This window comes from Paludibaculum fermentans (assembly GCF_051172195.1).
Classification (GTDB): Bacteria; Acidobacteriota; Terriglobia; order Bryobacterales; family Bryobacteraceae; genus Paludibaculum; species Paludibaculum fermentans_A.
In genome coordinates this window covers 188,675-215,634 of record NZ_JBPJAQ010000005.1, presented here as the reverse complement: position 1 = coordinate 215,634, position 26,960 = coordinate 188,675, and the positions used below count along the sequence as shown (strand labels likewise).

General features: G+C 63.4%; 23 protein-coding genes and 1 riboswitch. Of the genes, 15 read left to right on the top strand and 8 right to left on the bottom strand.

Annotated features, from left to right (window positions below; all coding sequences use genetic code 11):
- Positions 1–35: 35 nt before the first annotated feature.
- Together ACR9Y2_RS39480 and ACR9Y2_RS39475 are read right to left on the bottom strand one after the other, a co-directional pair.
- Entirely contained in the window at positions 36–3,116 is a 3,081-nt protein-coding gene (locus tag ACR9Y2_RS39480) for a hypothetical protein (RefSeq protein ID WP_435047429.1), read from the bottom strand.
- A gap of 256 nt (positions 3,117–3,372) precedes the next feature.
- The gene (locus tag ACR9Y2_RS39475) at positions 3,373–4,374 is read right to left on the bottom strand and encodes a hypothetical protein (RefSeq protein ID WP_435047428.1); all 1,002 of its coding nucleotides are present in this window, start codon (positions 4,372–4,374) and stop codon (positions 3,373–3,375) included.
- A gap of 455 nt (positions 4,375–4,829) precedes the next feature.
- Here ACR9Y2_RS39475 and ACR9Y2_RS39470 point away from each other — a divergent pair, with 455 nt between their 5' ends.
- The 14 genes from ACR9Y2_RS39470 (at position 4,830) to ACR9Y2_RS39405 (ending at position 21,384) form a co-directional block, all read left to right on the top strand.
- Positions 4,830–6,152, top strand: a complete 1,323-nt coding sequence (locus tag ACR9Y2_RS39470; protein WP_435047427.1) for a carboxypeptidase regulatory-like domain-containing protein — start codon at positions 4,830–4,832, stop codon at positions 6,150–6,152.
- A gap of 178 nt (positions 6,153–6,330) precedes the next feature.
- Entirely contained in the window at positions 6,331–7,455 is a 1,125-nt protein-coding gene (locus ACR9Y2_RS39465; protein WP_435047426.1) for a hypothetical protein, read from the top strand.
- A gap of 138 nt (positions 7,456–7,593) precedes the next feature.
- A riboswitch (cyclic di-AMP (ydaO/yuaA leader) is annotated at positions 7,594–7,731 on the top strand.
- A 33-nt stretch (positions 7,732–7,764) separates the two neighbouring features.
- The gene (locus tag ACR9Y2_RS39460; protein WP_435047425.1) at positions 7,765–9,951 is read left to right on the top strand and encodes an APC family permease; all 2,187 of its coding nucleotides are present in this window, start codon (positions 7,765–7,767) and stop codon (positions 9,949–9,951) included.
- Between the two features lie 68 nt (positions 9,952–10,019).
- Positions 10,020–11,486 carry a sensor histidine kinase gene (locus tag ACR9Y2_RS39455; protein WP_435047424.1) on the top strand — a complete coding sequence of 489 codons (1,467 nt, stop codon included), beginning with the start codon at positions 10,020–10,022 and terminating at the stop codon, positions 11,484–11,486.
- Positions 11,483–12,178: a response regulator transcription factor gene (locus ACR9Y2_RS39450; RefSeq protein ID WP_435047423.1), complete on the top strand. Its 696-nt coding sequence runs from the start codon at positions 11,483–11,485 to the stop codon at positions 12,176–12,178. Before ACR9Y2_RS39455 ends, ACR9Y2_RS39450 begins: the two co-directional genes overlap by 4 nt.
- A 98-nt stretch (positions 12,179–12,276) precedes the next feature.
- Positions 12,277–12,726, top strand: a complete 450-nt coding sequence (locus tag ACR9Y2_RS39445; protein WP_435047422.1) for a hypothetical protein — start codon at positions 12,277–12,279, stop codon at positions 12,724–12,726.
- Positions 12,727–12,860: 134 nt separating this feature from the next.
- A complete protein-coding gene (kdpF, locus tag ACR9Y2_RS39440; protein ID WP_194453844.1) occupies positions 12,861–12,944 on the top strand; it encodes a K(+)-transporting ATPase subunit F in 84 nt (27 codons plus the stop codon).
- Positions 12,945–12,954: 10 nt separating this feature from the next.
- Positions 12,955–14,745: a potassium-transporting ATPase subunit KdpA gene (kdpA, locus tag ACR9Y2_RS39435; protein ID WP_435047421.1), complete on the top strand. Its 1,791-nt coding sequence runs from the start codon at positions 12,955–12,957 to the stop codon at positions 14,743–14,745.
- 1 nt (position 14,746) lies between these two features.
- Positions 14,747–16,876: a potassium-transporting ATPase subunit KdpB gene (gene kdpB / locus ACR9Y2_RS39430; protein WP_435047420.1), complete on the top strand. Its 2,130-nt coding sequence runs from the start codon at positions 14,747–14,749 to the stop codon at positions 16,874–16,876.
- 9 nt (positions 16,877–16,885) lie between these two features.
- On the top strand, positions 16,886–17,470 hold the full coding sequence (gene kdpC / locus ACR9Y2_RS39425) for a potassium-transporting ATPase subunit KdpC (protein ID WP_435047419.1): 585 nt from the start codon (positions 16,886–16,888) through the stop codon (positions 17,468–17,470).
- A gap of 36 nt (positions 17,471–17,506) precedes the next feature.
- Positions 17,507–18,622, top strand: coding sequence for a hypothetical protein (locus ACR9Y2_RS39420; protein ID WP_435047418.1), 1,116 nt, complete (start codon positions 17,507–17,509; stop codon positions 18,620–18,622).
- Positions 18,619–19,749: a histidine kinase gene (locus ACR9Y2_RS39415; protein ID WP_435047417.1), complete on the top strand. Its 1,131-nt coding sequence runs from the start codon at positions 18,619–18,621 to the stop codon at positions 19,747–19,749. The genes ACR9Y2_RS39420 and ACR9Y2_RS39415 overlap by 4 nt, the downstream gene beginning before the upstream one ends.
- Positions 19,750–19,800: 51 nt before the next feature.
- Positions 19,801–20,709, top strand: a complete 909-nt coding sequence (locus ACR9Y2_RS39410; RefSeq protein ID WP_435047416.1) for a cation diffusion facilitator family transporter — start codon at positions 19,801–19,803, stop codon at positions 20,707–20,709.
- Positions 20,710–20,736: 27 nt separating this feature from the next.
- Positions 20,737–21,384, top strand: a complete 648-nt coding sequence (locus ACR9Y2_RS39405) for a hypothetical protein (RefSeq protein ID WP_435047415.1) — start codon at positions 20,737–20,739, stop codon at positions 21,382–21,384.
- Here the strand turns inward: ACR9Y2_RS39405 and ACR9Y2_RS39400 are convergent.
- Positions 21,355–21,756: a hypothetical protein gene (locus ACR9Y2_RS39400; protein ID WP_435047414.1), complete on the bottom strand. Its 402-nt coding sequence runs from the start codon at positions 21,754–21,756 to the stop codon at positions 21,355–21,357. The genes ACR9Y2_RS39405 and ACR9Y2_RS39400 overlap by 30 nt on opposite strands.
- Positions 21,753–22,727: a UDP-3-O-(3-hydroxymyristoyl)glucosamine N-acyltransferase gene (gene lpxD, locus ACR9Y2_RS39395; protein WP_435047413.1), complete on the bottom strand. Its 975-nt coding sequence runs from the start codon at positions 22,725–22,727 to the stop codon at positions 21,753–21,755. Before lpxD ends, ACR9Y2_RS39400 begins: the two co-directional genes overlap by 4 nt.
- A 53-nt stretch (positions 22,728–22,780) precedes the next feature.
- Between lpxD and lpxA the strand changes: the two genes are divergently transcribed.
- On the top strand, positions 22,781–23,569 hold the full coding sequence (gene lpxA, locus ACR9Y2_RS39390) for an acyl-ACP--UDP-N-acetylglucosamine O-acyltransferase (protein ID WP_435047412.1): 789 nt from the start codon (positions 22,781–22,783) through the stop codon (positions 23,567–23,569).
- A 4-nt stretch (positions 23,570–23,573) separates the two neighbouring features.
- Here lpxA and ACR9Y2_RS39385 read toward each other — a convergent pair whose 3' ends face one another.
- Genes ACR9Y2_RS39385 through hpnJ form a run of 4 tightly spaced genes read right to left on the bottom strand, consistent with a single transcriptional unit; the run spans position 23,574 to position 26,873 of the window.
- Positions 23,574–24,701, bottom strand: a complete 1,128-nt coding sequence (locus ACR9Y2_RS39385; RefSeq protein ID WP_435047411.1) for a glycosyltransferase — start codon at positions 24,699–24,701, stop codon at positions 23,574–23,576.
- Between the two features lie 15 nt (positions 24,702–24,716).
- Complete coding sequence (locus ACR9Y2_RS39380) at positions 24,717–25,028, bottom strand: EamA family transporter (RefSeq protein WP_435047410.1); 312 nt, start codon at positions 25,026–25,028, stop codon at positions 24,717–24,719.
- A complete protein-coding gene (locus tag ACR9Y2_RS39375; RefSeq protein ID WP_435047409.1) occupies positions 25,025–25,402 on the bottom strand; it encodes a hypothetical protein in 378 nt (125 codons plus the stop codon). The genes ACR9Y2_RS39380 and ACR9Y2_RS39375 overlap by 4 nt, the downstream gene beginning before the upstream one ends.
- 7 nt (positions 25,403–25,409) lie before the next feature.
- On the bottom strand, positions 25,410–26,873 hold the full coding sequence (gene hpnJ / locus ACR9Y2_RS39370) for a hopanoid biosynthesis associated radical SAM protein HpnJ (protein ID WP_435047408.1): 1,464 nt from the start codon (positions 26,871–26,873) through the stop codon (positions 25,410–25,412).
- Between the last annotated feature and the right edge of the window lie 87 nt (positions 26,874–26,960).

Genomic DNA, 26,960 nt, shown 5'->3' with positions numbered 1-26,960 from the left:
GCCCAACCTTCACCAGAGCCCCCAGTCCGCCGGGTCTACGGGGTCGTCGTGCCCGCTGCCGCCACCACCAGTTCCGGCCGCTCAGTCAACAACGGCTCCGCCAGCCACGCCAGGGCAGACCGGAACAGCGCAATGTTTCCGTCATAGGGAAGACCCCGGAGGAAGTCGTCAGTAAAGGTGCGCGCGCTCGTCGCCAGCACGCGCCCCTTGCCCAACTCCGCCCCCGCGACAACGACGAATGGACCGAAAGGCTCGCCGGGTTGAGGCGTGGAGAGATTCAAGACGCTACGCCACTCGAGTTCGCTGGTCCAGGCCAACGGCTTCGCATCGGCCGAGAGGATTAGGCTCCCGGCCCAATTCACGCCGAATGCGGCATCAACCGCGATCGCAGGATGGTTCTCGAGGCGTGTGAGGAAGAAGCAATCCAGGCACGAATTGGTAGTGGGTTTGGTGGAAGTCTTCAGCAGGCCCGCATCCAGCCGGATCCCCAATGGTCCAAGAAAAGACTCGGCCGCCGGGGCCATGCTCGGATTCGCATTGAGCAGGTAGAGTACTCCGCCGCCTGACCGCACGAACTCCTGCATCGCTGTCAGTTCAGCCGGAGTGAGTGCGCTCCTCGCGCCCGCGAGGACAACAACGTCTACATCCCGCAGCACCGGGCTGGTCAGGCGGTTTGACGCGGCCAGCCGGCCAACTTCATACTCCCTTCCCAGGATCTCAGCCAGCATCGCGTAACTCACCCACTCCGGGTGTCCGGGACTGATCTGGTTCGCCACCTCAAGATTGATGGAGTTGATCTCCTGGTGTGTCTCGTCGAAGAGAATCCGCGCCTTTCGCGATGGTTGGATCCTGACCAGCCAGGAATACTGTGTCGTGCGGGTCCCGTCCGTAACAGTCGCCATCACGGAATAACTGGTGCGCGCCGATGCTGGAACTTTCAGTGAGAAGTCCGGCCCAAAGAAGTTGCTGATAGTCTCCCCATTCACCGTCCACGTGCAGGAGAGGGGATTCCCATCTGTGTCGGAGGCGTCGAGGTTGAACGCGAGCGTGGATCCGGCCTTCACTTCGATCTCCGGAGCCGGCGCTGTGGCCGTGATCAGCGGCGGAGCGGCATTCGCCTGCAGCGATAGCACAGCCCAGGCCTCCAACTCCGGTACGGCGGTTGTGACCGTTTCTCCATTCTGGGTGAATACAAGCGGCTGGGCCTGCGGCGAGTCGGGGGTTCTCAGAATCACCTCTTCGATCGTCTGCCCGCCAACCTGGACGGTCACCGTGAGATCCTTCTTCCCCTGGAACTGATCTGTCTCGTCGTCGTAGTCGTAATTGACGAGGTGAACCAGCAGGGTGCCGGTCCGGTCAGTGTAGTAGTAAGGGGTAACCCCGGGTTCACGGAAGAGGGCGGCGGGTCCGGCAACTTCTACTTCCGGTTGCGTGTAAGCGCGCAGGAACGCATGAAAGGTCTCGCGAGCGGTTCGCTGGCTGGCCGCGTCCGGCCGCTGGTACTGCACTCCAAAGGCCGTAGGGTTGTAGACGATCCGGCCCGCACCAAAGCGCATCTCTCCCGGCGTGGTGAGCAGGCCGCGCAGTTCGCTGCGCGCCGCCAGCGAATGGTCAGACTCGTTGGTGCCGAAATCGCCCAGGATGATCAAAGTGCCTCCCTGTTCGGCAAAACCCAGCAGGCCTGCAACTTGCGTGTCGTCTAGTGCAAACAGCGACGGCGCGATGAGCGTCTGGAAGCGGGCCAGTTGCTGCGGAGTGGGCGAGGGCAGGTCGGAGTATGTTGTGTCGGGCAGGAAGAGTGATTCATAGCTGAAGCCCCCATCGATCAGCAGCCGTGCCGTGCCGGTATACGCATCTCGGCCGTCCCTGGCATTCGCCTGTCCCGGCGTCGCGACGATGTTACCCAGCATCGACGAGGCGCCCTGAAGCAGCCCCAGCCGTTTAGGGATCGTCAGCTGTGTCATCAATTGGGGGTTCTGCAGAATAAAGCGGGCATACCGCGCGACCACCTCGGTATCCACAGCCTGCGCCGACTCGTAGCCTTGGTTCAGTTGCATCTGGGCTCCGCCAATCCCGCCCGAGGCATAAATGTCCGCCAGGATCAGGCGTTCCAGATTCACCGTTGGTTTGGAAAGAGGGCGGGTAGCGCCCCACTCCTTCACCAGCGCCAGGGGAATGACAATCATCGGCTCCTTCCAGCCCTTGGCGGCCTTGATGTCGAGGGCCATGAAAGGATGGTCCCGGCCCTGAAGGTAGGAGAGTTCCGACGTATTCATGTCCATCACATCGCGGTAGAAGAAGCTCGCCGGGTCGTTGTTCGCATTGGCGGACATCCAGATTTCCCGGCCATAGCGCTCCCGCGCATAGGTCTTTGTTTGTGTCGCAATTTCACGCAGGAAATTGCGGGATTCCTCCCTGCGGAACACGTAAAAGTCCAGCGCCAATCCGGTGAGAGGTTGCGCGTTCCAGGTCGCCTGTGTTCCTTGTGACCGGATGTAAGCGCCGAAGTCGAAATTGTCCAGCGCGGCGCCAAACTGCTCCTGGAACGCCTGCGGCTCATATTTAGCGAGCAGATACGCACGGAAGGCCGCCATCGTGATCCCGTCGAACGAGCCGGCATTGTTGCCCGTGCTGCCCACAATCCTTCCAATCTGCCAGCCGATATCATCGATGACCATTCCATCGGCGCCCAGGTCGATGAATCGCATCGCCGCGGCGATGGTGTCCTCCCGAAAGGTCCTGGCGGAGATGGTGTAGGTGTAATTGAGACCCAGATGGTCTACCTCATCGGTGTAGCCGCCGCTCACCGTGCGCATGCGAAATTCATCCCACTCCGGCCGGGGCAGCTTCTCAAACCGGTTCGACATGGAGATGATGCCGAAGTACATTCCGCCCTGCGAATGGAAAATGCCCACTTCCCGACGTGCCGGCACAGCGAAATCGGGGTTGTAGCCCAGCCAGCCGATGGCCTGGCCGGTAAAGGGGATCCCTGAAGCTTGCTCCTGACGGGAGTATGCGCCATAGGAGAAGAATTGAGGACGGCTGTACCAGTCGGGCGAAGCTTGTGCGAAACAGCCAGTCGCGACAATTAGAGATAAAAAGAGTCCCTTGACCATAACCGCCCCGCCTCATTCTATTCCAACTTCTGGGAAACAGACGTTCCCCAAAACGGACAGCGATCCGGGATAGCGTCGCCACTGCCGGCGCGGAGCGTCGCTGTCGTCAGGAGGTTATCGGCTCTTCTGCGCTCAAAGATTTCTGTGGGCGGTCCGTGTCACTGCCTGGATGTCTCCGCTCAGGGGCAATCCATGCCGCGGTCGCCGTGGCAGGAATGCCGGCGGGTTCGAACACTCAATGCAGGCGCACATGACCTCAGTGGGCGAAGTCGTATGCATCCGAGATCTCATGCTGGCCCACCCAGGCCCTCAGCTCGCCTTGCATATAAGCGCGCTGGTCATCCTCTGGCGGTGTCGTGGCGTTCTCGTCCCAACTCGCCCAGGGTGGTACCAGGAACCTCCACCCTCCGTTGGGTCCACAGCTCAGGCGCTGGATCCGAACGTAACCCAACACGTGAAAGAACGGTATCTTCCTATACGCTTTTTCGCCTGGGCGCCAGTGCCAGGGGCCATGCGGCATATGCAATTGACGTGCTTCGGTGTCGCAGCCTCGAAGCCCTCTACAGTTAATGGCCCACAAATAGAACCAGCCCCGGCTGTTCCGTTCAGGAAACGCCGCTGCGCCAAATAGACTGCGGCTGACACACACCGCCGTTTCGTTGAAGATGTCGTGATTCCCCGTCCAGATCCGTGCTCGCGGATCCGTCCGGATCACGGTCCGGTCCACACGCATCCCTCGGTGGTTCAGCATGAAATCATCGCTGAGCCGTTGCTGGCTCATACCCCCTGCCTTCACCCGGTTGACGTCGTCGTGGGAAGAGCCCTCAATGCGGAAGCCGACGCCAAACCGCTGGAAGGCCGGCCCCGGGACGCCCTGCGCCAGGGGTCCGCCCCCTGTCGGACGCATCGAGGACGGTAGGGGTGCGGGCGCCCCCGCCAATACTGCCGTGTCCTGCATGTTGTCGCAGACACAGTCGAAAGCATAGGGTTCGCAACTGGCCTCCCAGATGGTGTCAATGAAGTGCAGTTGCTGAAGCTCCGTATACTGGCGAAACTGGCGAATGGTGCAACCGGCAATCGCATGGTCTACCCGTTGAGGATCGGCTGTTCTGCCGCAGCATGCGAGCACGGTGAGCAACCGCTCCACCATGGGAATACTCACCGCGGGCGCCACCGGGGCGGTGGCCATCGGGCCTCTCAGCAATCCCTCGCCACCCAGGTTGCCGAGACGAGCGATCTTTGGGCTGTAGTGGTGCATCGGCTGCGTTCCATTTGGGCAAGTGGACCTGCCAATGGAACGAGTCGCCCAACAGACTTCTCCAATGTTGGCCGCCCAATAGTCGGGAGGGGCAGCAGCCATCGGCATGATTGGAGGAGGGGGAGGGGGCGGAGGCGGGGGAACCGGCTCACGGGACATCTTGAGAGCCTTCCTTTCAGTACAACTTAGTCACCGGGACAGGTCGGCTGGCCGCCCGGCTCGCGCAAATTATACACCTCTCTCTGAGTGCCGGCTCGACGTTTCTCTCTATCCCTTCCGGGTCCGGCCGGCCAGTTGAAACAGCGACGGAATTTCGGACGGGCACCATTCGGAACGCCCCAGTTCATTGCACCGCGTGCTGTCCGCCTGAGCCACCCTCGTGCTGGTTCCGCACGGGCTTCGCTGCACCCCGCTTCATCAGCAATTCGCGGTGAAATGCGGTAATCGTGGTGGATATGCGCGCCATCCTTCTCTTCGCCATACTCGCCTTGCCCCCAGCCCATCTTCTCGCCTGCGATTGCAGCGGCCCCATCACCCCCTGCGCCGCCGCCGGGAACGTGGCCGCCGCGTTCACCGGTACCGTCCTCTCCATCGCTGCCCCCGTGTCCGATAGCCTGCGCGCCACCCACGCCCTGCCCACAAAACCGGTGCCCCTCCGTCTCGTCCGCTTACGGGTCGGGTCCGTGCTTCATGGGCTACCCGCCGGGCAAAAGGAGGTGGAGATCGGTACGGGCCGTGGAGGCGGCGACTGTGGCTACATCTTCCAAGTGGGCACGGAGTACGTTGTCTATGCGACCTGGAACAGGGACGGCTGGCTGCAGACATACCTCTGCTCCGGCACACGCCCGGTATCCGAAGCGGCCTCGGATCTTGCCTATTTTCGCGCCATGGAACATGCTCCCAACAGCGGCAGCCTGCGCGTGCATACGTGGTCGAAAGGTGCGCCCCCCAACGCAAACCTGACAATCGCCCTCGAACAGGGCGGCTCACGTACGGCTACCTCCGCCGTCGACAAGCGCGGTATTGCCCAATTCCCAAGTCTGCCGGCCGGCACCTACCGCGTGCACGCCGTGCAGGATGGCGACCAGCCGGACGATCCCATCGTGGAAGTCCGGCCTAGAGCCTGCAATGAGGCACCATTCCCCCGCAGTCCGCGCATCACCGGCCGCGTCGTCACGAATTCCGGAGCGCCTGCCGCCAATATCGAAATACAGGCCCTGGCTGCCGGCGGTGGCTTCGACTCCAGCATCAACACCAATGAGGACGGTAGCTTCGATCTGCGCCTCTCCCAGCCCGGTTCCTATATCCTCGGCGTCAAATTGACCCACTCCGCGACCGTCGGCGTACCCTACCCGCGCTGGTTCCACCCGGGCGGCACCGATCCCGCCTCTGCCACCAGATTCACCCTCTCGGGACTGCGCGAGGTCCAGAACACCAGAATCGTCCTGCCCGCCCGCCTCGCCGAACGCACCATCAGCGGCATCGTCCTCAATCCGGACGGTTCACCCAACGGGGATGCGGAGGTACGCTTTCTGGTCGACGGGAACATGCAATCCAGCAGCAGTGGCGGCGGAGGCCGGTTTTCCATGTCCATGCTCTCCGGCACCAGGTATCGCGTGCACGCAATCTGGAGAGGCCGCAACGGCCAGTCCGACGTCTCCGCCGAGCCGGTCGATATTGCCCCGGGCTCTGAGCCGGTCAACCTTACCTTTCGTCTCACCCGGCCGGGTGACTCCTATCAGGACGAACTCCTGCAGCCGAAACGCAGTGGCCAATAGGTACGCACCCTCTCCCCAGGGGGTCTCGTGCGCTAGTGCAAAGCCGGTCACACGCTTTCAAAATAAATCAGAAGCTCCGATAACTGTTTGGTTTTCTGTGGCTTACGGGCTCTGTATCGCCCACTCCTGTAGCCACTTCCTTGGGCCTCGTCCACTACAATCCCGGCCAAGGAGATTTATGAAGCGACGGAATGGATCGGACCAGGCTCGAGTGAATGCAGTGGGCGCCCTCGGACCCGCTGCGCCCGCAGGCACGACGCAACCCATCTCGGAGCGCCGCCTCGCCGCCAACCGCGCCAACGCCCAAAAATCGACCGGCCCCCGTACGCCGGAAGGCAAGCTCCGTGTCGCCCAAAACGCTGCCCGCCACAACCTCTATTCGAAACTCCATCACCTGCCCGAGGAGATCGCGGACCTCCTCTACCGCCAGGCCCTGGAAGAAACAGCCAGCATCGCCGAACCGCGCTTCCGGGCCCTCCTCATCCACCGCTTCATGCTCCGCGGCCACGAGCGCCGCCTCTTCCAACTCGAAGGCAAACTCTGGGCCGAAGCCCTCCGTGTCAACCACGGAGTCGTCCCTGATGCCTCACTCTGGATCCGCCACAACCACGGCGTAATCGTCCAGGCCCTGGGCCGCTACCATGCCTGGATCTGCGTCCGCATCCGGCAAGTCCAGAAATCCGTCTTCCCCTATCTCATAGGAGACGAAGCACATCAGGCATTCATCCCCGCCAGGGTCCAAACGATGCTCGCCTCCGCCGCCGGCTCCGCAAGGCCCATAACCGTATCTGTCCAGGCAGCCCCACCGTGCGAATCCGAGCGTGCGTCATCAACCGCCGGCAGTCCGCAGGCAACCCACCCGAACCCGGGCCTGCAACTCCTCCTAAGAGGCCGCGGCTTCCGGGCCGTCCGCCCGGTCCCGGCGCCCCAGGCAGTAAAGGCCATCCGCCCGCCCACCGTCCCCGGCCTAAGCCTCCGCTTCCTAAACAAAACCCGCAAGCCCACAAACGGAACCGTGACACCAAACGGAGCCGTGAGCGTGAGCGAGCGGATAGCCAACCGAATCGCCCCAATCACCAAATCCGAAAAGCCCGCATCCCCCCAATCCACTCCCCACGAAGCATCAAACCCAACTCACCCCGAGCCCTTCACCACAACCACCAACCCCAACCGACGCTCTACCACCCCCCAGCCCGAGCAGGTTCACAACCCCCGGAATCCCGCCCCCCACGCAAACCCCCAATCCACTCCCTACGAGGGAACAAAGCCAATTCCGCTAGCCCCAGCCCGCCGGCCCCCGTAAGCCGCTCAGTCAACCCGCCCAGCTCCAAAACCAGCCCCGGCTCAACCTCTGAGTGCCGCCGGGCGTGCTCTTTGACAACCAAACCTTTCCAATCGGGCGCCCGGTCCCCCCCCACGCCCCTCACTCCCGGGAGGTGCTAACCTGAAGACGTCGAACTCCCTGTGGAAGCAGGGGGGCGGGGGACCCAAGTCCCGGGGCGTATCGGCCATGTCTGGCCGTAGGGTACTTTTCAGCCCGAGCCCGTCAGCTAACCTCGCAGACGAATTGAGAAGCCGCGGCCCTCATGGGGGCGCGCGCAAGGAGCCGTTTGTGGAAGCGTCACAGCGAGTGGCGATGACCCCGAATCGGGTTGTCATCGCCTCAACGATTGCCCTCTCGTTCATTTCCTTCTGGCGGGCCGCCGCCATCGTCCTCTCTGACCTGGCCTCCTCGGCCTACTACGTCGGCGGCATCACCGAAAAAGCCATCGGCAAGTCCGCCCCCTGGTTCATCCTGGCCATCATGCTCTTCTCGTACGCGGTCCGTGCCGTGTACATCGAGGGCTGCGCCATGTATGTCCGTGGCGGCGTGTACAGGGTGGTCCACGAGGCCCTGGGCTCGAGGATGGCCAAACTGGCCGTCTCGGCCCTCATGTTCGACTACGTGCTCACCGGGCCCATCAGCGGCGTTTCCGCGGGTCTCTATCTGGCGGGGTTGATCAACGAGACGGCCGAGCACTTCTTCCACCAGCAGCACCTCATCAATGACGCGGGGTTTGCCGTCGTGTTCGCGCTGGTGGTCACCGCCTACTTCTGGCGCAAGAACATCATCGGCATTCATGAGTCGAGCCACAAGGCTCTGCGGATCATGCAGGTCACCACCCTGATGGTCGTGATTCTCATCGCCTGGTGCCTGTACACCATCTTCCGCGGCCACTTCCAGGCAGTGCCCCTGCCGGTGCTCGGCAATATCAAGCTCAGCGAAGAGTCGCTCGGCTGGCTGCCTGGCTCGTGGGTACAGATGATCCCCGCCGTGGCGATTCTGGTCGGACTCGGGCATTCCCTGCTGGCCATGTCAGGTGAGGAGTCACTGGCGCAGGTCAACCGCGAAATCGCGCACCCCAAGCTCAAGAATCTCGAACGGGCCGGTCTGGTCATCTTCATCTACTCCCTCGTCTTCACCTCGCTGGTGTCTTTCTTCGCGGTCATGATCATCCCGGATACAGACCGCAAGATGTTCCTGGACAACCTGATCGGCGGCCTGGCGATGCACCTGGACGGGCCGATGCCGTTGCGCCTCCTGTTCCATGCCTTTGTGGTCTTCGTGGGCGCCCTGATCCTGTCCGGCGCCGTGAATACGGCCATCATCGGCTCAAACGGTGTACTCAACCGCGTGGCCGAAGACAACGTGCTGCCCAACTGGTTCCGCAGCCCGCATAAGAAGTTCGGTACGACGCACCGGCTGGTGAATATGATCGTCGCGCTCCAGATCGTGACCATCATCCTCAGCCGCGGGGACGTCTACCTGCTGGGCGAGGCCTATGCCTTCGGTGTTGTGTGGAGCTTCGCGTTTAATGCGACCTCGGTCCTGGTGCTGCGCTTCAAGGACAAGCGTCCGCGCGAGTGGAAGGTACCGCTGAACCTGCGCATCGGCGGCATCGAGATCCCCGTGGGCCTGGGCCTCATCGCACTGTCGCTGTTCACCCTGGCCATCACCAACGTCCTCACCAAGAAGATCGCCACAATCTCCGGCGTCATCTTCACCCTGGCCTTCTTTATCCTGTTTACGGTTTCCGAGAAGCTGAACCGCCGGCGTTCCCTGGACGTCGATGCCGGCCACGAGCAGTTCCGGTTGGAGGATGCCGAAGGCGTCTCCACTGAGATCCTCGACGTGCGGCCTGGAAACGTGCTGGTGGCGGTACGCAACCCAAACCGCCTGAATCACCTGCAGCGCGTCCTGCAGAAGACCGACGTGCGGAAAATCGATATTGTCGCCGTCTCCATCTCCGATGAGGAGGCGCCCTTCACGGCGCGCGAATCGGAGTTGTTCACCAAGGTGGTGACCCTGGCCGAGAAGGAAGGCAAGACGGTGAAACTGCTCACCGTGCCGGGCGACGATCCCAATGGTGCGCTGGTGGAGACAGCGGCGCGGCTGCAGTCCTCGAGAATCGTCATCGGGACATCCCCGAAATTGACCACCGCCCAGCAGGGACACGCCATCGGCATCCAGTGGGAACGCCTGCCGGAACCCAGGCCGGCCATGTCGCTGGAAGTGGTGCCCGACAATCCCGACGACCGGCCCAACTTCGTGAACCTGGGGCCACACCCGCCGCGGCTCTGGCCTGAAGACATTGAACTGCTCCACGAACTCTGGCTGGACCTCTCCTCGTCCGGTCCCGGACACCGTCTGCGTCACCGCGATGTCGTGGGAGTGGCTCTCCGCAGGCTCAAGGCGGAGCTCAACGACAAAGAGCGGGAAGAGATCCTGAAGGACATCCAGAAGTCGTCGGGACTGTAAGCGGCCCACGCCGCGTGCCATGATCACAGAGTGAGCGCGACAACCCGGGCCATGAAAGAGGTTGAGCAATGAGCATATGGGGCCGCCGACTGGGCGTGTGGGGCACCGTTCTGCGCTCCCTCGCCGGAATCGCGCTCGTGCTGCTGGTCTCCGCCGTGGCCCGGCTCGGCTTCGGCGTGAACGCCACGACGGTGGGCTTCGCGTTCCTCATCGTCGTTCTGGGCCTGGCGACGGCCTGGGGGCTGCACGAGGCCGTCGTTGCCTCGGTCGCGGCGATGCTCTGCTTCAACTTCTTCTTCCTGCCGCCCGTGGGCCTCTTCACCATCGCCGATCCACAGAACTGGGTGGCCCTGTGTGCCTTCCTGGCGACAGCCCTCGTCGCCAGCCACCTGTCGAACCGGGCCAAGATGCAGGCCGTGGAAGCGCGCGAGCGGCAGCAGGAAACTGAGCGCCTCTACTCCTTCAGCCGGTCGATCCTGTTGACGGATACATCACAGCCGGTAGGGCAGCAGGCGGCCCGTTTTATCGCCCAGACCTTCGAATGTCCCGCCGTAGCCCTCTACGATTCGGCGGAAGGCGAAGTCTACCGTGGTGGCGCCGGCGACCTGCCGGCCATCGACGACCAGTTGAAGCGGGTTGCCCTGGATGGGGTGCGCACTTCGGACCCTTCGCGCCTGCTGATGATCCTGCCCATCACGCTCGGCGGCCGCCCCATCGGTAGCGTGGCCATGCTGGGCCTGTGCTGCTCCGACGGCGCCATGGAGGCCCTCGTCAATCTGGTGGCGATCGCCCTGGAGCGCGCCCGGTCGGCCGAAATCGCCAGCAAGGCCGAAGCGGCACGCCAGAGCGAAGAGTTCAAGTCCACCCTCCTCGATGCCATCGCGCATGAGTTCAAGACGCCGCTCACCTCCATCAAGGCCGCCTCCACCTCCATCCTCAGCGAGCCGGAACGCGTGGCGCCGGACATCCGCGAGTTCACCGAGATCATCGACGAAGAGACAGACCGCCTGACGCTGCTGGTCAATGAAGCGGTCCGGATGTCCCAGATCGAGGCAGGCAAGGTGCTGGTGGAGAAGCAGGCCCAGCATGTGCCCTCCTTCCTTGCCCATGTGCTCTCCACCTTCCAGTCGAGGTTGGAAGGACGTACGGCGGTCGTCGAGGCGGCGGACGATCTGCCGCCCGTGCGCTTCGATCCGGACCTGATCTCGCTGGCGCTGCGCCAGTTGATCGACAACGCCCTGAAGTACTCCCCGCCGGAGACACCCATCCGGCTGACAGCGGCGGTGGCCGGTGGCGCCATGGAGATCCGGGTGATCGACGCGGGCAAAGGCATCCCCGAGAAGGAGCGCGAAAAGGTGTTCCAGGTTTACTACCGGCGCAATACATCGAAGGGCACAGTGCCGGGCACGGGCCTGGGCCTGCACATCGCCCGCGAGATCCTGAAAGCGCACAACGGCAGCCTGCATGTCGAAGGGGCCGCCGGCGCGGGCGCGGAGTTCTGCCTCCGGCTACCCTTGGAGGAAGCACGGGTATGACTTCCGGCAAGATCCTGATTGTGGACGACGAACCGCAGATCCGGCGCGTGCTGCGTGTCACATTGACCACGCACGGCTATGAGGTGCAGGACGCGCGCAGCGGGGAAGAGGCGATGCTGCGGCTGCGCGAGTCGCGCTTCGACCTGATCCTGCTCGACATGAACATGCCGGGCATGGGCGGGCTGGAAGCATGCCGGGAGATCCGGGCCACCTCCGAGGTCGCCATCATCATGCTAACGGTGCGCAGCACGGAGATGGATAAGGTGGCGGCGCTGGATGCCGGCGCGGACGACTACATCACCAAACCGTTCAGCACTCCGGAACTGCTGGCGCGCATCCGGGCCGCCCTGCGGCGCCTGCCGGTGAGCGAAGAAAGCAGCACGGAGGCCCTCCGGTTCGAAGACCTGGAGATCAACCTGGCCACGCGCCGGGTGATCGCCAAAGGCAAGGAGACCCGCCTGACCCCGAAGGAGTTCGACCTGCTGCGCTACCTGGTGGCGAATCCGAACATCCCCATTCCACATGGCAAGCTGCTGCAGGCCGTCTGGGGTCCCGACTACGGCGATCAGGTGGAGTACCTGCGCGTGTTCATCAACCAGTTGCGTAAGAAAATTGAGCAGGATCCCTCCCATCCGCGCTACCTGCTGACCGAACCCTGGGTCGGATATCGCTTCGCAATCCCCTCAAAATAAAGTAGTTCTGGTTCGGCGGGCGAAGACAATGGAATCCTTACCCCACCCTTATGACTTCCTTATGGCCTGCTCCGTAAGCTCGAAATCGGAGATAGGACATGATTCCGCAACGGGCGTTTCACAGCGAAGAGGCGGGGCAGGCCAGACAGAGTGCACCGCATTCCTTTGAGATTGTGGTGCTGTTCACGACAGTCCGCGAGACGCTGAGCGCCTTGCAGGCTGCCGGGCGCCTGGCCCAGGGCGTCGCTACCGGCATCCGTCTGCTGGTGCCCCAGGTTGTACCCTACCCGCTGCCCCTGGACGAGCCGCCTGTTTCGTCCAGCCACCTGATCCGCGAGTTTCAACTTGTGCTCGAGGACAGCCAGATGGAGACGCGTATTGATGTGCGGCGCTGCCGCGATCAGTGGCAGACCATCCGCGAGGCGCTGCGGCCGCGCACCGTGCTCGTCATCGGCGGTCATCGCGGATGGTGGCCCGGCAGGAAATTCCGGCTGGCGTCGCGGTTGCGCTCAGCCGGCCATCAGGTGGTCTTCTCCGATCCAGAGTGAGGTGCTCAATGCTTGATCTCTTCTATATGGCCATCGCAGTGGCCTTCTTCATCGCCTGCTGGTGGTTCACGAGGGCGTGCGAAAAACTTTGATGCCCGCCTGAGAGGCGCGAGCTGGGAGAAAGGAAAGTTGAGATGGACTACGTGATCGCGGGGATCGCTGCTGTACTGCTGTTCCTGTACCTGATCTATGCGCTGTTGAAGCCGGAGCGCTTCTAAGGGAACTGCCATGACTACACTGGGTGTACTTCAGATTCTGGTCTTCTTCGCGGTGATCCTCGCCGTGACGAAGCCGTTGGGCGTCTTCATGACGCGCCTGTTTTCAGGGGAAAAGACCTTCCTGCACCCGCTGCTGCGGCCTGTGGAGAAACTCATCTACGTTCTGTGCGGAGTGGATGAGAAGGAGGAGCAGCGCTGGACGAAATACGCGGCCAGCCTGATCTCCTTCAGCATGTTCAGCTTTATCGTGCTGTACCTGATCCAGCGCCTGCAGGGTGTGCTGCCCGTGAATCCGCAGGGCTTCTCCAGTGCGCACGCGCCCGGCGGTGCCACGGCGATGACGCCGGACCTGGCGTTCAATACCGCCGTCTCTTTCGTCACCAACACCAACTGGCAGAGCTATGTGGGCGAGACCACGCTCAGCTACCTGGTGCAGATGGCCGGGCTGACGGTGCAGAACTTCGTTTCGGCGGCGGCCGGCATCGCTGTTGCGGTAGCCGTGATCCGCGGCTTCGCCCGGCAGCAGGCCACGTCGCTGGGCAACTTCTGGGTGGACCTGGTGCGCGGCACCCTCTACCTGTTGCTGCCGCTGTCGCTGGTGGGCGCGTTGTTCCTGTGTTCGCAGGGCGTCATCCAAAACCTGAACCCCTATACGCAGGTGACGACCGTGGAAGGCAAGACGCAGGTGCTGGCGCAAGGGCCGGTGGCGTCGCAGGAAGCCATCAAGATGATCGGCACCAATGGCGGCGGGTTCTTCAATGCGAACTCGGCCCACCCGTTTGAGAACCCGACTCCTTTGACGAACTTCGTGCAGATCCTGATGATCTTCATCATCCCCGCCGGGCTCACCTATACCTTTGGGCGCATGGTGGGGGACACGAGACAAGGCTGGGCGCTCTTCGCGGCCATGAGCCTGCTGTTCTTTGCCGGGGTTTTCGCACTCTACGCCTCAGAGCAGGCGGGCAATCCGATCCTGGCCAAGATGGGGATCCAGACCGCGGCCACGGCCAACCAGCCGGGCGGCAATATGGAAGGTAAGGAAGTGCGGTTCGGTATCGCCGCCACCGCACTCTTCGCCACCGTCACCACGGATGCCAGTTGCGGCGCTGTGAACGGGATGCACGACAGCTTCACGCCGCTGGGCGGGCTGGTGCCCCTGTTCAATCTCCACCTCGGCGAAGTCATCTTCGGCGGAGTGGGCGCCGGCCTCTACGGCATGCTTCTGTTCGCTATCGTGGCGGTCTTCATCGCCGGCCTGATGGTGGGCCGCACGCCGGAGTACCTGGGCAAGAAGATCGAGAGTAAAGAGGTGAAGATGGCCATGCTGGCCATGCTGGCGACCTCGGCGGCCATCCTGCTGTTCTCCGGCATCACGGCGGTGATCCAGTTCCCGAAGGATGCTTACTGGAACGGGTCATACGGCCCGGGCGTCGGCAACCTGAACAACAGCGGTCCGCACGGCCTGGCGGAGATCCTCTATGCCTACTCCAGCGGCGCCGCGAACAACGGCAGCGCCTTTGCCGGCATCAGTGCCAATACGCCCTGGTACAACCTCACCATCGGATTGGCCATGCTGGTGGGCCGCTTCCTGATGATCATCCCGCTGCTGGCCGCGGCGGGCAGCCTGGCGGCCAAGAAACGCGTGCCGGTCACCAACGGCACCTTCCCGACGCATGGTCCGCTCTTTGTGGGCCTGCTGGCGGGCACCGTGGTGATTGTGGGGGCGCTCACGTTCTTCCCGGCGCTCTCACTGACGCCCATCGTCGAACACTTCCTGATGCAACAGGGGAGGCTCTTCTAACATGCCGCAAGCTACTAAAGAAGTACCGGTGGAAACACCGCAACACCCCGTGGACGGCGGCGAACTGCTGCCGAAGAAACTGGCCCATGCCCGTCCGCTGTTTGATCCGCAGATCCTGCGCCGGGCCATTGTTGAGTCGTTCGTCAAGCTGAACCCTAAGGTTCTGCTCAAGAACCCGGTCATCTTCGTGGTGGAAGTCGGCGCCCTGATGACCACCATCTTCATGGTGCGAGACATCGCGACAGGCGCGGGCGGCATCGGGTTCACGGCCCAGATCTCCCTGTGGCTATGGTTCACGGTCCTCTTCGCCAACTTCGCCGAAGCAATGGCCGAAGCGCGCGGCAAGGCGCAGGCCGATGCCCTGCGGAAGACCAAGACGGATTCCGTGGCGAAGCGTGTGAAGTCGGGCGGGGCCACGGAATCGGTTGCGGCCTCCATGCTGAGGGCGGGCGACGTGGTGATCTGCGAAGCGGGCGACATCATCCCCGGCGACGGGGAAGTGATTGAAGGCATCGCGACGGTGGATGAGTCGGTGATCACGGGCGAGAGCGCTCCGGTGATTCGCGAGTCCGGCGGCGACCGCAGCGCGGTGACCGGCGGCACCAAGATCCTCTCGGACCAGGTCCGCATCAAGATCACGTCGAACCCCGGGGAGACGTTCCTGGACCGCATGATCGCGCTGGTGGAGGGCGCCGAGCGGCAGAAGACCCCCAACGAGATCGCGCTGAACATTCTCATTGCCGGGCTGACGCTGATCTTCCTGCTGGCCGTGGTGACGCTGCAGCCGTTCGCGCAGTATAGCGCCGGCGCCTCGGGCACAGGCTCTGTCCCGTCGGTGGCGGTGCTGGTGTCGCTGCTGGTGTGCCTGATTCCGACCACGATCGGCGGGCTGCTGTCCGCCATCGGCATCGCCGGCATGGACCGTGTGATGCAGCACAACGTGCTGGCCATGAGCGGCCGCGCCGTGGAAGCTTCCGGCGACGTAAACACGCTGCTACTGGACAAGACCGGCACGATCACGATTGGTAACCGCGAGGCGGTGGAGTTCCTCCCCGTTCCGGGTGTCACGGAGAGCGAACTGGCCGATGCGGCCCAGTTGTCCAGCCTGGCGGACGAGACTCCGGAAGGACGCTCCGTGGTGGTGCTGGCCAAGCAGAAGCACGGCCTGCGCGGCCGGGAAGTGGCGCACCATGAGGCGCACTTCATTCCGTTCTCGGCCTATACCCGCATGAGCGGCGTGGACATCGACCAGCGCCGGCTGCGCAAGGGTGCGACGGAGTCCATCTGCCAGTTTGTGAAGGAGCAGGGCGGGCGCGTGCCGCAGGAGTTGACCGCGATCTCCGAGCGCATTTCGCGCCTGGGCGGAACGCCGCTGGCCGTGGCCGACGGCGCCCGCGCGCTGGGCGTGATCTACCTGAAGGACATCGTCAAGGGCGGCATGAAAGAGCGCCTGGGGCAGTTGCGGGCGATGGGCATCCGCAGCGTGATGATCACAGGCGACAACCCGTTGACGGCGGCGGCGATTGCGGCCGAGGCCGGGGTGGACGACTTCCTGGCGCAGGCCTCGCCGGCGGACAAGCTGGAGTACATCCGCAAGGAGCAGAGCGACGGCCGGCTGGTGGCGATGACGGGCGATGGTACAAACGACGCCCCGGCGCTGGCGCAGGCCGATGTCGGGTTGGCGATGAATACCGGGACCATGGCCGCGAAGGAAGCGGGCAACATGGTGGACCTGGATTCGAATCCCACCAAGCTGATCGAAGTGGTGGCCATCGGCAAGCAGTTGCTGATCACGCGCGGAGCACTCACCACGTTCTCGATTGCGAACGACGTGGCGAAGTACTTCGCGATCATCCCGGCGATGTTCATGGCGACGTATCCGGCCCTGGGCGCGCTGAACATCATGGGGCTGCACAACCCGCAGAGCGCGGTGCTTTCGGCGGTGATCTTCAACGCACTGATCATCATCGTGCTGGTGCCGCTGGCGCTGCGCGGCGTGAAATACCGGCCGGAATCGGCGGCCAGCCTGTTGCGCCGCAACCTGCTGGTCTACGGGCTGGGCGGCATCATCGCCCCGTTCCCCGGGATCTGGCTGATCGATCAACTGGTGCACGTGTTGAGGCTTGCGTAAGGAGCTTATATGTGGAAGCAAATTCTGCCAGGACTGAGAGTGACGCTGGTGCTGACCGTGCTAACCGGCCTGGCCTATCCGGGCATCGTGACGCCGTTGTGCCAGGTGCTATTCCCGAAGCAGGCGAATGGAAGCCTGGTCTCCCTGCACGGAAGGGTAGTGGGTTCGAGCCTGATCGGCCAGAACTTCAGCCAGCCGGGCTACTGTCATCCGCGGCCCTCGGCGGCCGGTTCCGACGGGTATGACGGTGGAGCGTCCAGCGGCTCGAATCTGGGGCCGACGAGCCAGAAGCTGGCCGATCGCGTGAAGGCGTCGGCGGAGCAGTTCCGCAAGGAGAATCCGGGCTATACCGAGCCGATTCCGGCGGACATCCTGACGGCGAGCGGCAGCGGCCTGGACCCGCACATCACTCCGGCGGCGGCGCTGGCCCAGGCGGCCCGCGTGGCTTCCGCCCGGGGAGTGGGCGCGGAGCAGGTGAAAGCACTCATCGACCAGGCCACGGAAGGACGCGACCTGGGCGTGCTGGGCGAGCCGCGCGTGAACGTGCTGGCCCTGAACATGGCGATGGACCAGAGGTTCCCACCGGCCAAATAAGCCTTGCGGCTGGTGTGACGAAGAAGGGAGCCATCTATGACAGGAGTGGATCGCAGGCCGAGTCCGGAGAAGTTCTTAAGGCAAGCGGAATTGGAAGAGCGCCACGAGCGGCGCGGGAAGCTCAAGATCTTCCTGGGGTACGCGTCCGGAGTTGGAAAGTCATACCGCATGCTGGACGAAGGCCGGCGGCGGAAGGAGCGGGGCCAGGACGTTGTCATGGCCGCCGCGCAGCATACCGTGTCGGAGGACGTGGAGGAACTAATCGAGCGGCTGGAGGTGATTCCGCCGCGGATGGACCTGGGCGCTCCGGCACTGGACGTGGCGGGCATCCGGAAGCGTCACCCCTCGGTGTGCCTGATTGACGGACTGGCGTACAACAACCCGCCTGGTTCCAGGAATCCCTACCGCTGGCAGGATGTCGAGGAGCTGCTGCGCAACGGGATCTCCGTGATTACCTCAATCAACCTGCAATATGTGGCGGAGCGGCAGGAACAGGTGGAGGCGATTCGCGGCCGGGTGGTGAAGGAGTCGGTGCCACTGGCGTTTCTGCTGACGGCGGACGAGATTGAGATAGTGGACGCTCCGCCGGAGTATTGCGTGGATCGTGCGAACAGCCGGACTGGCGTGCGAGTCGCGCCGGAGGAGCTGTCGAGGCAGCTCTCGGAGCTGCGGGAGATTGCGCTGCTGCTGGCGGCGGAAGTAGTGGATCATCAGCTGGAGGAGTACCTTCACCGCAACGGTGTGGAGCAGCACTACGGAGCGAATGAGCGTATTCTCGTCTGCCTCACGCCGCGTTCCAATGCGGCGCTGATGATCCGGCGCGCGCGCCGCCAGGCGGAGCGTTTTCACGGGGAGCTGTATGCGGTATATGTTGAGCAGCCCGACCTGGAGGACGAGGACAGGAAGACGCTGGACTTGAACCTGGCGCTGTCGCGGGAGGCGCGCGCGCAGGTGCATGTGCTGCATGGAGAGGATCCGGTGGGCGCCATCCTCAAGTTCGCCGGGGAGCAGGGTGTGACGCAGATCTTCGTCGGGCATAGCCAGCGGACGCGCTGGTGGAACAGTTGGCGGCCCAACCCGGTGGAGCGTCTGATACTGGAATCCGATGGCATTGACGTCAGGATCTTTCCCCATTCCGGAGGGGCGATGTGACTGAACCTTCGCCTCGCCCCGCGGGGCGGTTGAAGATCATTCTCGGGTACGCGGCCGGGGTCGGCAAGACCTTCAAGATGCTGGAGGAAGGCCAGCAATTGCAGAAGGACGGCCACGACGTGGTGGTGGGTTACTTTGAGCCGCACGGCCGCCAGGACACCATCGCCAAGCTGGAAGGGCTGGAGCTTGTGCCGCGGCGCACGATTGAGTACCGGGACCGGGCCTTCGAGGAGATGGACACGCCGGCGATTCTGGCGCGCCATCCGGAGATCTGCCTGGTGGACGAGTTCCCGCACACCAACGTGCCGGGCGCGGAGCGAAGCAAGCGCTGGGAGGACGTGATGGTCCTGCTGGAGGCGGGCATCGAGGTTCACACGACGATGAACATCCAGCATCTGGAGAGCTTGAACGACCAGATGCGCGAGATCACGGGGATCCAGGTGAGGGAGACGATTCCCGACTGGGTGGTGAAGCAGGCGGCGGAACTGGTGCTGGTCGACCTGCCGCCGACGGCGCTGCTGAACCGGCTGCAGCGTGGGGTGGTTTACGCGCCGGACAAGGCACAGCGCGCGATCAGGAATTTCTTCAAGGAGCCGGCCCTGGCAGCACTGCGGGAGCTGGCGATGCGACAGGCGGCGCACGAAGTGGACATACGACAGAGCGAAATTGAATTGCCGTTTCATCCGGCACGCCAGGCGATGAATGGCAGCCATGAGACGCAGCGGGAGAAGATTCTCATCCATATCACGGAGGCTCCGACGACGGCGGCCCTGATCCGGCGCGGACGCCGCGTGGCCGACTACCTGCAAGCGGACTGCTTCGCTGTGTGCATCCTGCCCGTGGCGGATCTCTCGCAACTGGCCGCGCCGGCGCGCCTGGCCCTGGAGCAGCATCTGGAGTTTGCGCGTAAGCTGCGCGTGGAAACGCGTGTGCTGGAGGGCGAGGATCCAGCGGACGCGCTGGTGGAGTTTGCGCGGCGCAACGGGGTGACGCAGATCTTCCTGTCCAAGCCGGCCAAGCGCCTGGTGGGCCTGGTGTCGCTGCGCGACTTCGTGATGAAAGTGGTGCGGCTGGCCAGCGATATGCAGGTGACGGTGGTGGCGGAACGCGCCAGCCGAACGAACTGATGCCGCGTGTGTCCGGGCATTCGCCGGAAGGCCATCTAGTACAATGACGCAGTGACGCAGAGTAAGGGCTCCGATGCTCCCGTATTCGCAATGCGGCTGTCGCTGTGGACCGGCGTGGTCATGCTGGTGGCCAAGAGTGGGGCGTGGCTGCTTACCGGATCGTCGGCGATCTTCTCGGATGCGCTGGAGTCGATCATTCACCTGGCGGCTGTTGCCTTTGCGTCATTCAGCCTGTGGCTGAGCAGGCGTCCGGCCAACGAGCGGTTCCACTATGGGTATGAGCGCATCACATTCTTCTCGGCCGGTTTCGAAGGGGCGCTGATTGCCGCGGCGGCGGTGGCCATCATCGTGACGGCCATCTACAAGTGGATGCAGGGATTGCAACTGGAGGCGCTGGGCCTGGGCGCTCTCATCACCCTGGCGGCCGGTTTGTTGAATGGTGGGCTGGGCTGGTATCTGATTCGTACGGGCCGCCGGAACAACTCAATCATCCTGATTGCCAACGGGCAACATGTCTTCACCGACTGCTGGACCAGCCTGGGCGTCATCGTGGGCCTGCTGCTGGTGATGGTGACGGGTTGGAAGCCGTTCGATCCCATCTGCGCAATTCTGATGGCCGTGAATATCTTATGGTCAGGTGGAAAGCTGATGTGGACCAGCGCGAGAGGCCTGTTGGACTATGCCGATCCCGATACGGAGAAACAATTGCGCGCCCGCCTGGCCAAGCTGGCCGATGAGCTTGGTGTGGAGTATCACGAGCTGAAACTGCGCGAGACAGGGGGCCGGGTGCTGGTGGAACTGCACCTGCTGTTTCCGGATCAGATGCCAATTGTACAGGCGCATGCGATGGCGACGCAGGTGGAGGCAGAGCTGGCTGGATGCCTTGACCGGCCTGTAGAAATCATCACGCATCTCGAGGGGAAAGACGATCATGAAGAGAGGCACCCGCGCCGGCGGTGAGGTGCTATTCTTTGGGAGTTCTGAATTATGGCATCCGGCGTCGACAGGCCCTACACCGTGCAAGAAGACCAGGAGCGCATGCTCCGTCACCTGGCTCATGAACTTCGCCAGCCGCTGAGCGGGATTGAGTCGATCGCCTACTATCTGGACATGGTGCTGGCGGCGGAATCGCCGGAGATCCAACTGCAATGCGAGCGGCTGCGGCGCATGGTGCAGCATGCTCACTGGCTGATAGAGGATGCCGCGCTGGCCCTGCGGCTGCAAGGGGCGGAACTGGGGCCGGTCTCGTTGCAGGACCACCTGATCCGTATTGGAACCGAGATGGCGCTGCACGAGGAGCGGAACCTGGAGATCTGCGTGGCTGAGCCTTTGACCCGGGCCTTGATGCCCGTGCAGTTGACGGGCGCTTTCTGCCAGCACCTGCTCGTTTTCTTCCGGGGTGTGGCCCAGGCGCGGGATCCAATTCGGGTGAATGTCGAGAATGAGGGCGCCTTTGTGCGGCTGGATATCCAGGCCGAGGTCCAGGCTGAACTGGACGATCTATTGCGGGCCATCGATCCACCTTCGCCCGGCAGCGGGGTGCGCCGCTTCGTCAAGTACTGTTCGGGCGAAATGCAGGCGATGGCGGAGGGGCAGACGCTGTCGTTATCCGTCCACTTCCCCTCGATCGAGTAGGCCGAGCAGCTTCTCATCTTCCATGTGGGCTGGATCCACGGCGAGCAGGGCGAAGTCGTGCTTGAGGTGGCGGATGGCCGTGCCGGATTCGACGATCCAATTGGGCGCGGCGGCCAATAATACCTGGAGTTCCGGTAGCGCGCTGAGCAGGTCGCCGCGCAGCCAGAAGGCGTGTGCCGCGCCGGCCTCATGAAAGCGTTTTGTGTCGCCCGCCGCGGCGTCGGGCAGCAGCGAATACGACGCGCCATCGGGCGGCGGGTGGTGCGAGATTTTGACGGCCGTCCAGTTGCGTCCTGGCGAAAGGGCGAGGATCCGGCAGATGAGTGTCGTTTTGCCGGTTTTGCGCCCGAGACCGCCGACGATGATCCTCACTCGTCTTTCTTTTCCAGGGCCTTCAGCCGTTCCTGGAGGTCCGCTATTTCGCGTTTGAGCTGCGGGATGCGGGCGACATTGGCCAGGGACTCCAGGTACTCCTTCAAAGGACGGGCCGGAGTGCCCCAATAGACTTCGCCGCCACCGCGGATGATCTTGGACGAGAGGACACCGGCACCGGAGCCGAGGATGGCACCGGACTTGATGGTCACGTTGTCGCCGAGCCCGACCTGGCCGCCGATGACCGCATGGTCCTCGATCACGGTGCCGCCGGCCATGCCTGTCTGGGCGACGATGATCACGTGTTTGCCCACACGGCAGTTGTGGCCGATGTGGACCATGTTGTCGAGCTTGGAGCCGTCGCCGATGCTGGTGATGCCGAGCGCCGCGCGATCGACGGCGCTGCCCGCGCCGATCTCCACATCGTCGCCGATGACGACGCGGCCGATCTGCGGGAATTTGGTGTAGCGGCCGTTCTCGAAGACAAAGCCGAAGCCATCGGCCCCGAGGACTGCTCCGGCATGGATGAGGGCGCGCGCTCCGATGGAGACATCCGAGTAGACGGTGACGTGGGCGTGGAGGCGGCTGTGGGGGCCGATCTCGACACGGTCGCCGAGGACGCAGAAGGGGCCGATGGTGCAGCCCTCACCGATGCGGCAGTCCTTGCCGATGACGGCCGTGGGGTGGATGCCGGGTTCCGGGGACTCCAACTTGCGGAGACGGGGGATGACTTTGGAAAACGCGGCGCGGGGGTCCTTACAGCGGATCACGGTGCGGCCACCGGTATTGGCGAAGTCAAGGCCGACGATGAGGCAGCCGGCGGCGGACGCCTGGGCGTCGCGGGCGGCGCGGCGGTTGCCGACGAACGAGATCTGATGGCTGCCAGCCGAATCGAGAGGAGCGACGTCCTCGATCATGCGTTCGCCATCGCCCTCAAAAGTCGCGCTGAGTTGCTCTGCAATTTCACGCACCAGCAATCGGGTTCTCTCCTTGTCCCGGGAGGGACCTGTATCATTAATAGTTTATGCCCGTTGATCCTTCGGCCTATGTGGCGCCGACGGCCCGAGTCCATCCGGACGCCGTCATTGGGCCGCAAACGAGAGTCGGTGAGTTCGTCGTCGTCGAGCAGGATGTCGAGATTGGAGCCGGATGCCTGCTGGAGCCGTACGTCCTGGTCAAGCGTTGGACCACCATTGGCGACCGCAATGAGTTTTCGGCCGGCGTGATTCTCGGCACCGATCCGCTGGATAAGAACTTCACGGGCGAGCGCAGCTACCTGATCATCGGCAGCGGCAACAAGATCAGGGAGCATTGGACTATCTCGCGCGGCACGGCGCCCGAGAGCAAGACGATTGTCGGCAACGACAACTTTGTGATGACCTCGGGCCACATCGCGCACAACTGCATCGTGGGCTCGAACATCGTGATTGCGAGTTGTTCCCTGCTGGCGGGCTATGCCGAAGTGGAAGACCAGGCGTTCATCAGCGGCGGCGTGGTGGTGCACCAGTTCTCGAAGATCGGGCGGCTGGCGATGATCGCGGGCAATGTGCGGGTGAACAGCGATGTCCCGCCGTACTTCATGTACTCCGACTTCAATATTGCCGCCAAGGGTTTGAACCTGGTGGGGCTGAAGCGGGCCGGATTCAAGCTGGCGGAGGTGTCCGCGTTGAAGACGGCTTACAAGCTGCTGTTCCGGTCCAATCTGAAGCTGGAGGAAGCGCTGGCGCGCATTGAGGCGGAGGCGCCTACTCCGCACACGCTGCATTTGACGGAGTTCGTCCGCGGCAGCAAGCGCGGCATCTGCCGCGAGTAACTCCTCAGCCTGGGTGCTTCATGCGGCCATCCGGCAGAAGCTCCGTTTTGCCGTTGCGCCAGTGGACTGTCCGGCCCATCAAGCCGGCCAGCCAGACGACGAAGGCCCACAGATCCCATAGCGGAATGAGCGGTGCGGCGAAGAGCGCGGGCCAGTGGCGCAGCACGAGGAAACCGCCGGTGACGCCCATGCTGATGCGGGCGACCACCAGGACCAGCGCCATGGAATAGTGTCCGGCGAAGATGTTGAGCAGCGCCCAGAGTCCGGCCTGGGTCACAGGCAGCCCCAGATAGCCTCCGCCGCGGGAGACGCGGATGGTGCGGGCCCACCGCAACTGGTGGCGCCAGACGGACAGCCAACCCGGATCGGAAAGAGTGGTGCTGACGGTGACTTCCGAGAGGAAGGAGTGCCGCCCCAACTGGGTGATGCGCCGGGCGAGTTGGTAGTCGTCGGCGATGAATTCCCTGATGGCCTCGAAGCCGCCAATGGCCTTGAGATCCGCGGCACGGAAGCAGAGGGTGGAGCCGAGGCCGAACTCCTTGACGCCCACGAGAGGAGCGACGAGGGTGGAGGGGATGAAGTCGGTGGCGATGCCGAGGGCTTCCCACTGGCCGGCGAGGGAGTTGGCGGTGGCGCGGTAGAGGCAGGTGACGACGCCGGTTTCCTTCATCTCCAGCGGACTGACGACGCGTTGCAGGTAGTCGCGGGGCACGGTGATGTCGGCATCATTCACGAGGAGGATGGCGTGTTTGGCGTGCTTCTCGAGTTCCAGCAGGATGGCGACTTTCCCATTGGGCGCATCGGCCGTGCAGTGGATGAGCTGGATGGGGAGCAGGGGGAACGACTCGATGAGGCTGCGAATGGCGGGCACGGCGGGGTCGTCCAGGTCGCGGACGCCGAAGAGGATTTCGTACTCGGGGTAGTCCTGTTCAGCGTGGCTGCGGATGGCCGCGGCGAAGCCGGAATCGAGGCCGCGCACGGGCTTGAGGATCGAGATTGGCGGCTTGGGGGTAGACGGAGGTTTGCGGTAGCGGAGGCGGGCGACACCCCAGTGGATGAGCGATGCCAGCAGGGCGGTGGCCTGGTAAGCCACTGCGATGGCGCCGGCGAAGAGGATGACGAGAGACAGCATTGTGGGGCTACAGCTTCAGTGCGAGAGGAAGAAGACTCCGGCGGCGACGAGACCCGCGCCGATCCAGCGGCGCAGGTCCACCTGCTCTTTGAGGATCAGTTTGGCCAGGATGGTTTCGAGTACGATGCTGGCGGCGCTGGCCGGCACGGCGAAGCTGAGGTCGGCCACGGTGAGGAGCTGGGTGAAGGAGAAGAACGAGGTGGCGAGGAAGACGAAAGAGAGGGGTACTTTCCAATTGGCGCCGCCTCGGCGCATGCCGTGCGACTGCAGGAGGTCGGCGCAGACGGTGGAGAGGACGACACCGGCGACGAAGAACCAGGGGGTCATCGTTTGGGGTCCTCATCGGTGGCGACGGGCGTGAAGCCGGTCATGGCGGCGCCGGCGAAGATGAGGACGGTGCCGCCCCAGCGCTGCAGGGAGACGTGCTCGTTCATGAAGGCGGCGCCCATCACGGCATTGAGAATGTAGCCGATGGCAGTGACTGGCAGGACGTAGCTGAGGTCGGCCAAGCCCAGGAGTTTGATGCGCAGCAAGGTCCAGGCGATGAGGGTGACGATCCCGAGGATGACGAAGGGCTGCAGCAGCGACAGGATGGGGCCTGCGCCGGCCGGGGCGTGCTTCATACCCCAGCCGAGCGCGAAATTGCCGAGGACGTTCAACACGACCACCGCCGCTGTCAGGAGCAGGGTGGCGGGTTTCATGGCCGCACTAGTCGCCGTTGGCCATACGCGCGGCGGCGGCGCCGCTGGCCGCCTGATCGGCCACGAACTGTTTCCGCTTGCTGCGCAGGTTGAGGTACTCGCGGGCTTCCTTGTAGAGCCGTTTGACGTCGCCGTTCATGACGGCCTTGCTGACGACGCGGAAGGCGGCCTTGGGACGGTAGTAATACTCGTCGTAGAAGCGCTGCACCCATTCCACGAGTTCGCCGCGGTTCAGGCCGGGATAGACGATGTTGGGCAACTGGTGGCCGGTTTCGTCGGTCATGGAAGCGCCGAGCTGAATCAGGTTGTTCTTCTGGGCGTAGTCGTAGAACTCGGTGCCGGGGTAAGGATGGGCGATGGAGACCTGGATGGTCTCGCAGTCGATTTCCTTGGCGAAGTTGATGGTGTTGCGGAGCGACTCGCGGCTCTCGCCGGGCAGCCCGACGATGAAGTCGGCGTGGATGGTGAGGCCCAGCTTATGAGCGTCGCGGGTGAAGCGGCGCGCCATGTCGATGGTGGCGCCCTTCTTGATGTTCTTCAGGATCTGCTGGTCGCCGGACTCGTAGCCGACGATCATGAGGCGGCCGCCGGCATCCTTCATGGCGGACAGGGTGTCGTAGTCGGTGGTCACGCGCGACGTGCAGGACCAGGTGACGCCGAGCGGAGCCAGTTTCTTGCAGAGCTCGATGGTTCGGGCGCCCTTGTAGTTAAAGGTGTCGTCGTCGAAGAAGATTTCCTTGAGGCCGGGGAAGTTCTCCTTGGCCCAGCGGACCTCGTTCACCACGTCGTCGGCGGAACGGAGGCGCCAACGGTGGCCGGAGTGGGTTTGGGGCCAGAGGCAGAAAGTGCACATGGCCGGGCAGCCGCGCGAGGTGTAGAGCGAGATGAAGGGGTTCAGAAGGAACGGGACGTTGTAGCGGCGGAAGTCGAGATCGCGCTTATAGACCTTGGTGACCCAGGGCAACTCGTCGAGGTTCTCGATGTAGCCGCCTTCGGGGTTGTGGACAAACTCGCCGTTTTTGCGATAGCTGACGCCGGGCAGTTCCGACAGCGGTGTGCCCTTGGCATAGTTGACGATCTGGTAATCGAACTCTCGGCGGACGACGAAGTCGATGGCCGACTCCTTGAGCGCCTTCTCCGGTTCCGTGGTGACGGGCGGCCCTACGAAGCAGACCTTGAGCTTCGAGTTCACGTCCTTCATCATGCGGGCCATCTTGACGTCGACATCGAAGCCCGGTGTGGAGGTAAAGAGCACCAGGAGCTCGAAGTCCTTCGCCATGGCGACGGTCTGCTCAATGGAGATCTTGTGCGGAGGCGCGTCCACGACCTTCGAATCGGGCAGCAGACCGGCGGGATAGCAAAGCCAGACAGGATACCAGTAGGATTCGATTTCACGCGTGGCCGGCCAGCGGGAACTAGCTCCGCCGTCGAAACCTTCAAACGAAGGAGGATTCAAGAAAAGAGTTCGCATTCACCCCTACCCAATTTTGATCGAACTTCCCAAACCATCATTGTATCAGGGCAGTTGATAGTAACGTCTGCACGGACGGGTGGGTGA

Coding starts and splice junctions, on each gene's coding strand:
- ACR9Y2_RS39385 (WP_435047411.1), bottom strand. CDS start 24,701: ATGCTGTCTCTCGTCATCCTCTTCGCCGGCGCCATCGCAGTGGCTTAC.
- ACR9Y2_RS39475 (WP_435047428.1), bottom strand. CDS start 4,374: ATGCACCACTACAGCCCAAAGATCGCTCGTCTCGGCAACCTGGGTGGC.
- kdpB (WP_435047420.1), top strand. CDS start 14,747: ATGCCGCAAGCTACTAAAGAAGTACCGGTGGAAACACCGCAACACCCC.
- kdpF (WP_194453844.1), top strand. CDS start 12,861: ATGGACTACGTGATCGCGGGGATCGCTGCTGTACTGCTGTTCCTGTAC.
- ACR9Y2_RS39450 (WP_435047423.1), top strand. CDS start 11,483: ATGACTTCCGGCAAGATCCTGATTGTGGACGACGAACCGCAGATCCGG.
- hpnJ (WP_435047408.1), bottom strand. CDS start 26,873: ATGCGAACTCTTTTCTTGAATCCTCCTTCGTTTGAAGGTTTCGACGGC.
- ACR9Y2_RS39405 (WP_435047415.1), top strand. CDS start 20,737: ATGGCATCCGGCGTCGACAGGCCCTACACCGTGCAAGAAGACCAGGAG.
- ACR9Y2_RS39470 (WP_435047427.1), top strand. CDS start 4,830: ATGCGCGCCATCCTTCTCTTCGCCATACTCGCCTTGCCCCCAGCCCAT.
- kdpA (WP_435047421.1), top strand. CDS start 12,955: ATGACTACACTGGGTGTACTTCAGATTCTGGTCTTCTTCGCGGTGATC.
- ACR9Y2_RS39375 (WP_435047409.1), bottom strand. CDS start 25,402: ATGAAACCCGCCACCCTGCTCCTGACAGCGGCGGTGGTCGTGTTGAAC.
- lpxA (WP_435047412.1), top strand. CDS start 22,781: ATGCCCGTTGATCCTTCGGCCTATGTGGCGCCGACGGCCCGAGTCCAT.
- ACR9Y2_RS39420 (WP_435047418.1), top strand. CDS start 17,507: ATGACAGGAGTGGATCGCAGGCCGAGTCCGGAGAAGTTCTTAAGGCAA.
- ACR9Y2_RS39480 (WP_435047429.1), bottom strand. CDS start 3,116: ATGGTCAAGGGACTCTTTTTATCTCTAATTGTCGCGACTGGCTGTTTC.
- ACR9Y2_RS39380 (WP_435047410.1), bottom strand. CDS start 25,028: ATGACCCCCTGGTTCTTCGTCGCCGGTGTCGTCCTCTCCACCGTCTGC.
- ACR9Y2_RS39465 (WP_435047426.1), top strand. CDS start 6,331: ATGAAGCGACGGAATGGATCGGACCAGGCTCGAGTGAATGCAGTGGGC.
- kdpC (WP_435047419.1), top strand. CDS start 16,886: ATGTGGAAGCAAATTCTGCCAGGACTGAGAGTGACGCTGGTGCTGACC.
- ACR9Y2_RS39455 (WP_435047424.1), top strand. CDS start 10,020: ATGAGCATATGGGGCCGCCGACTGGGCGTGTGGGGCACCGTTCTGCGC.
- ACR9Y2_RS39445 (WP_435047422.1), top strand. CDS start 12,277: ATGATTCCGCAACGGGCGTTTCACAGCGAAGAGGCGGGGCAGGCCAGA.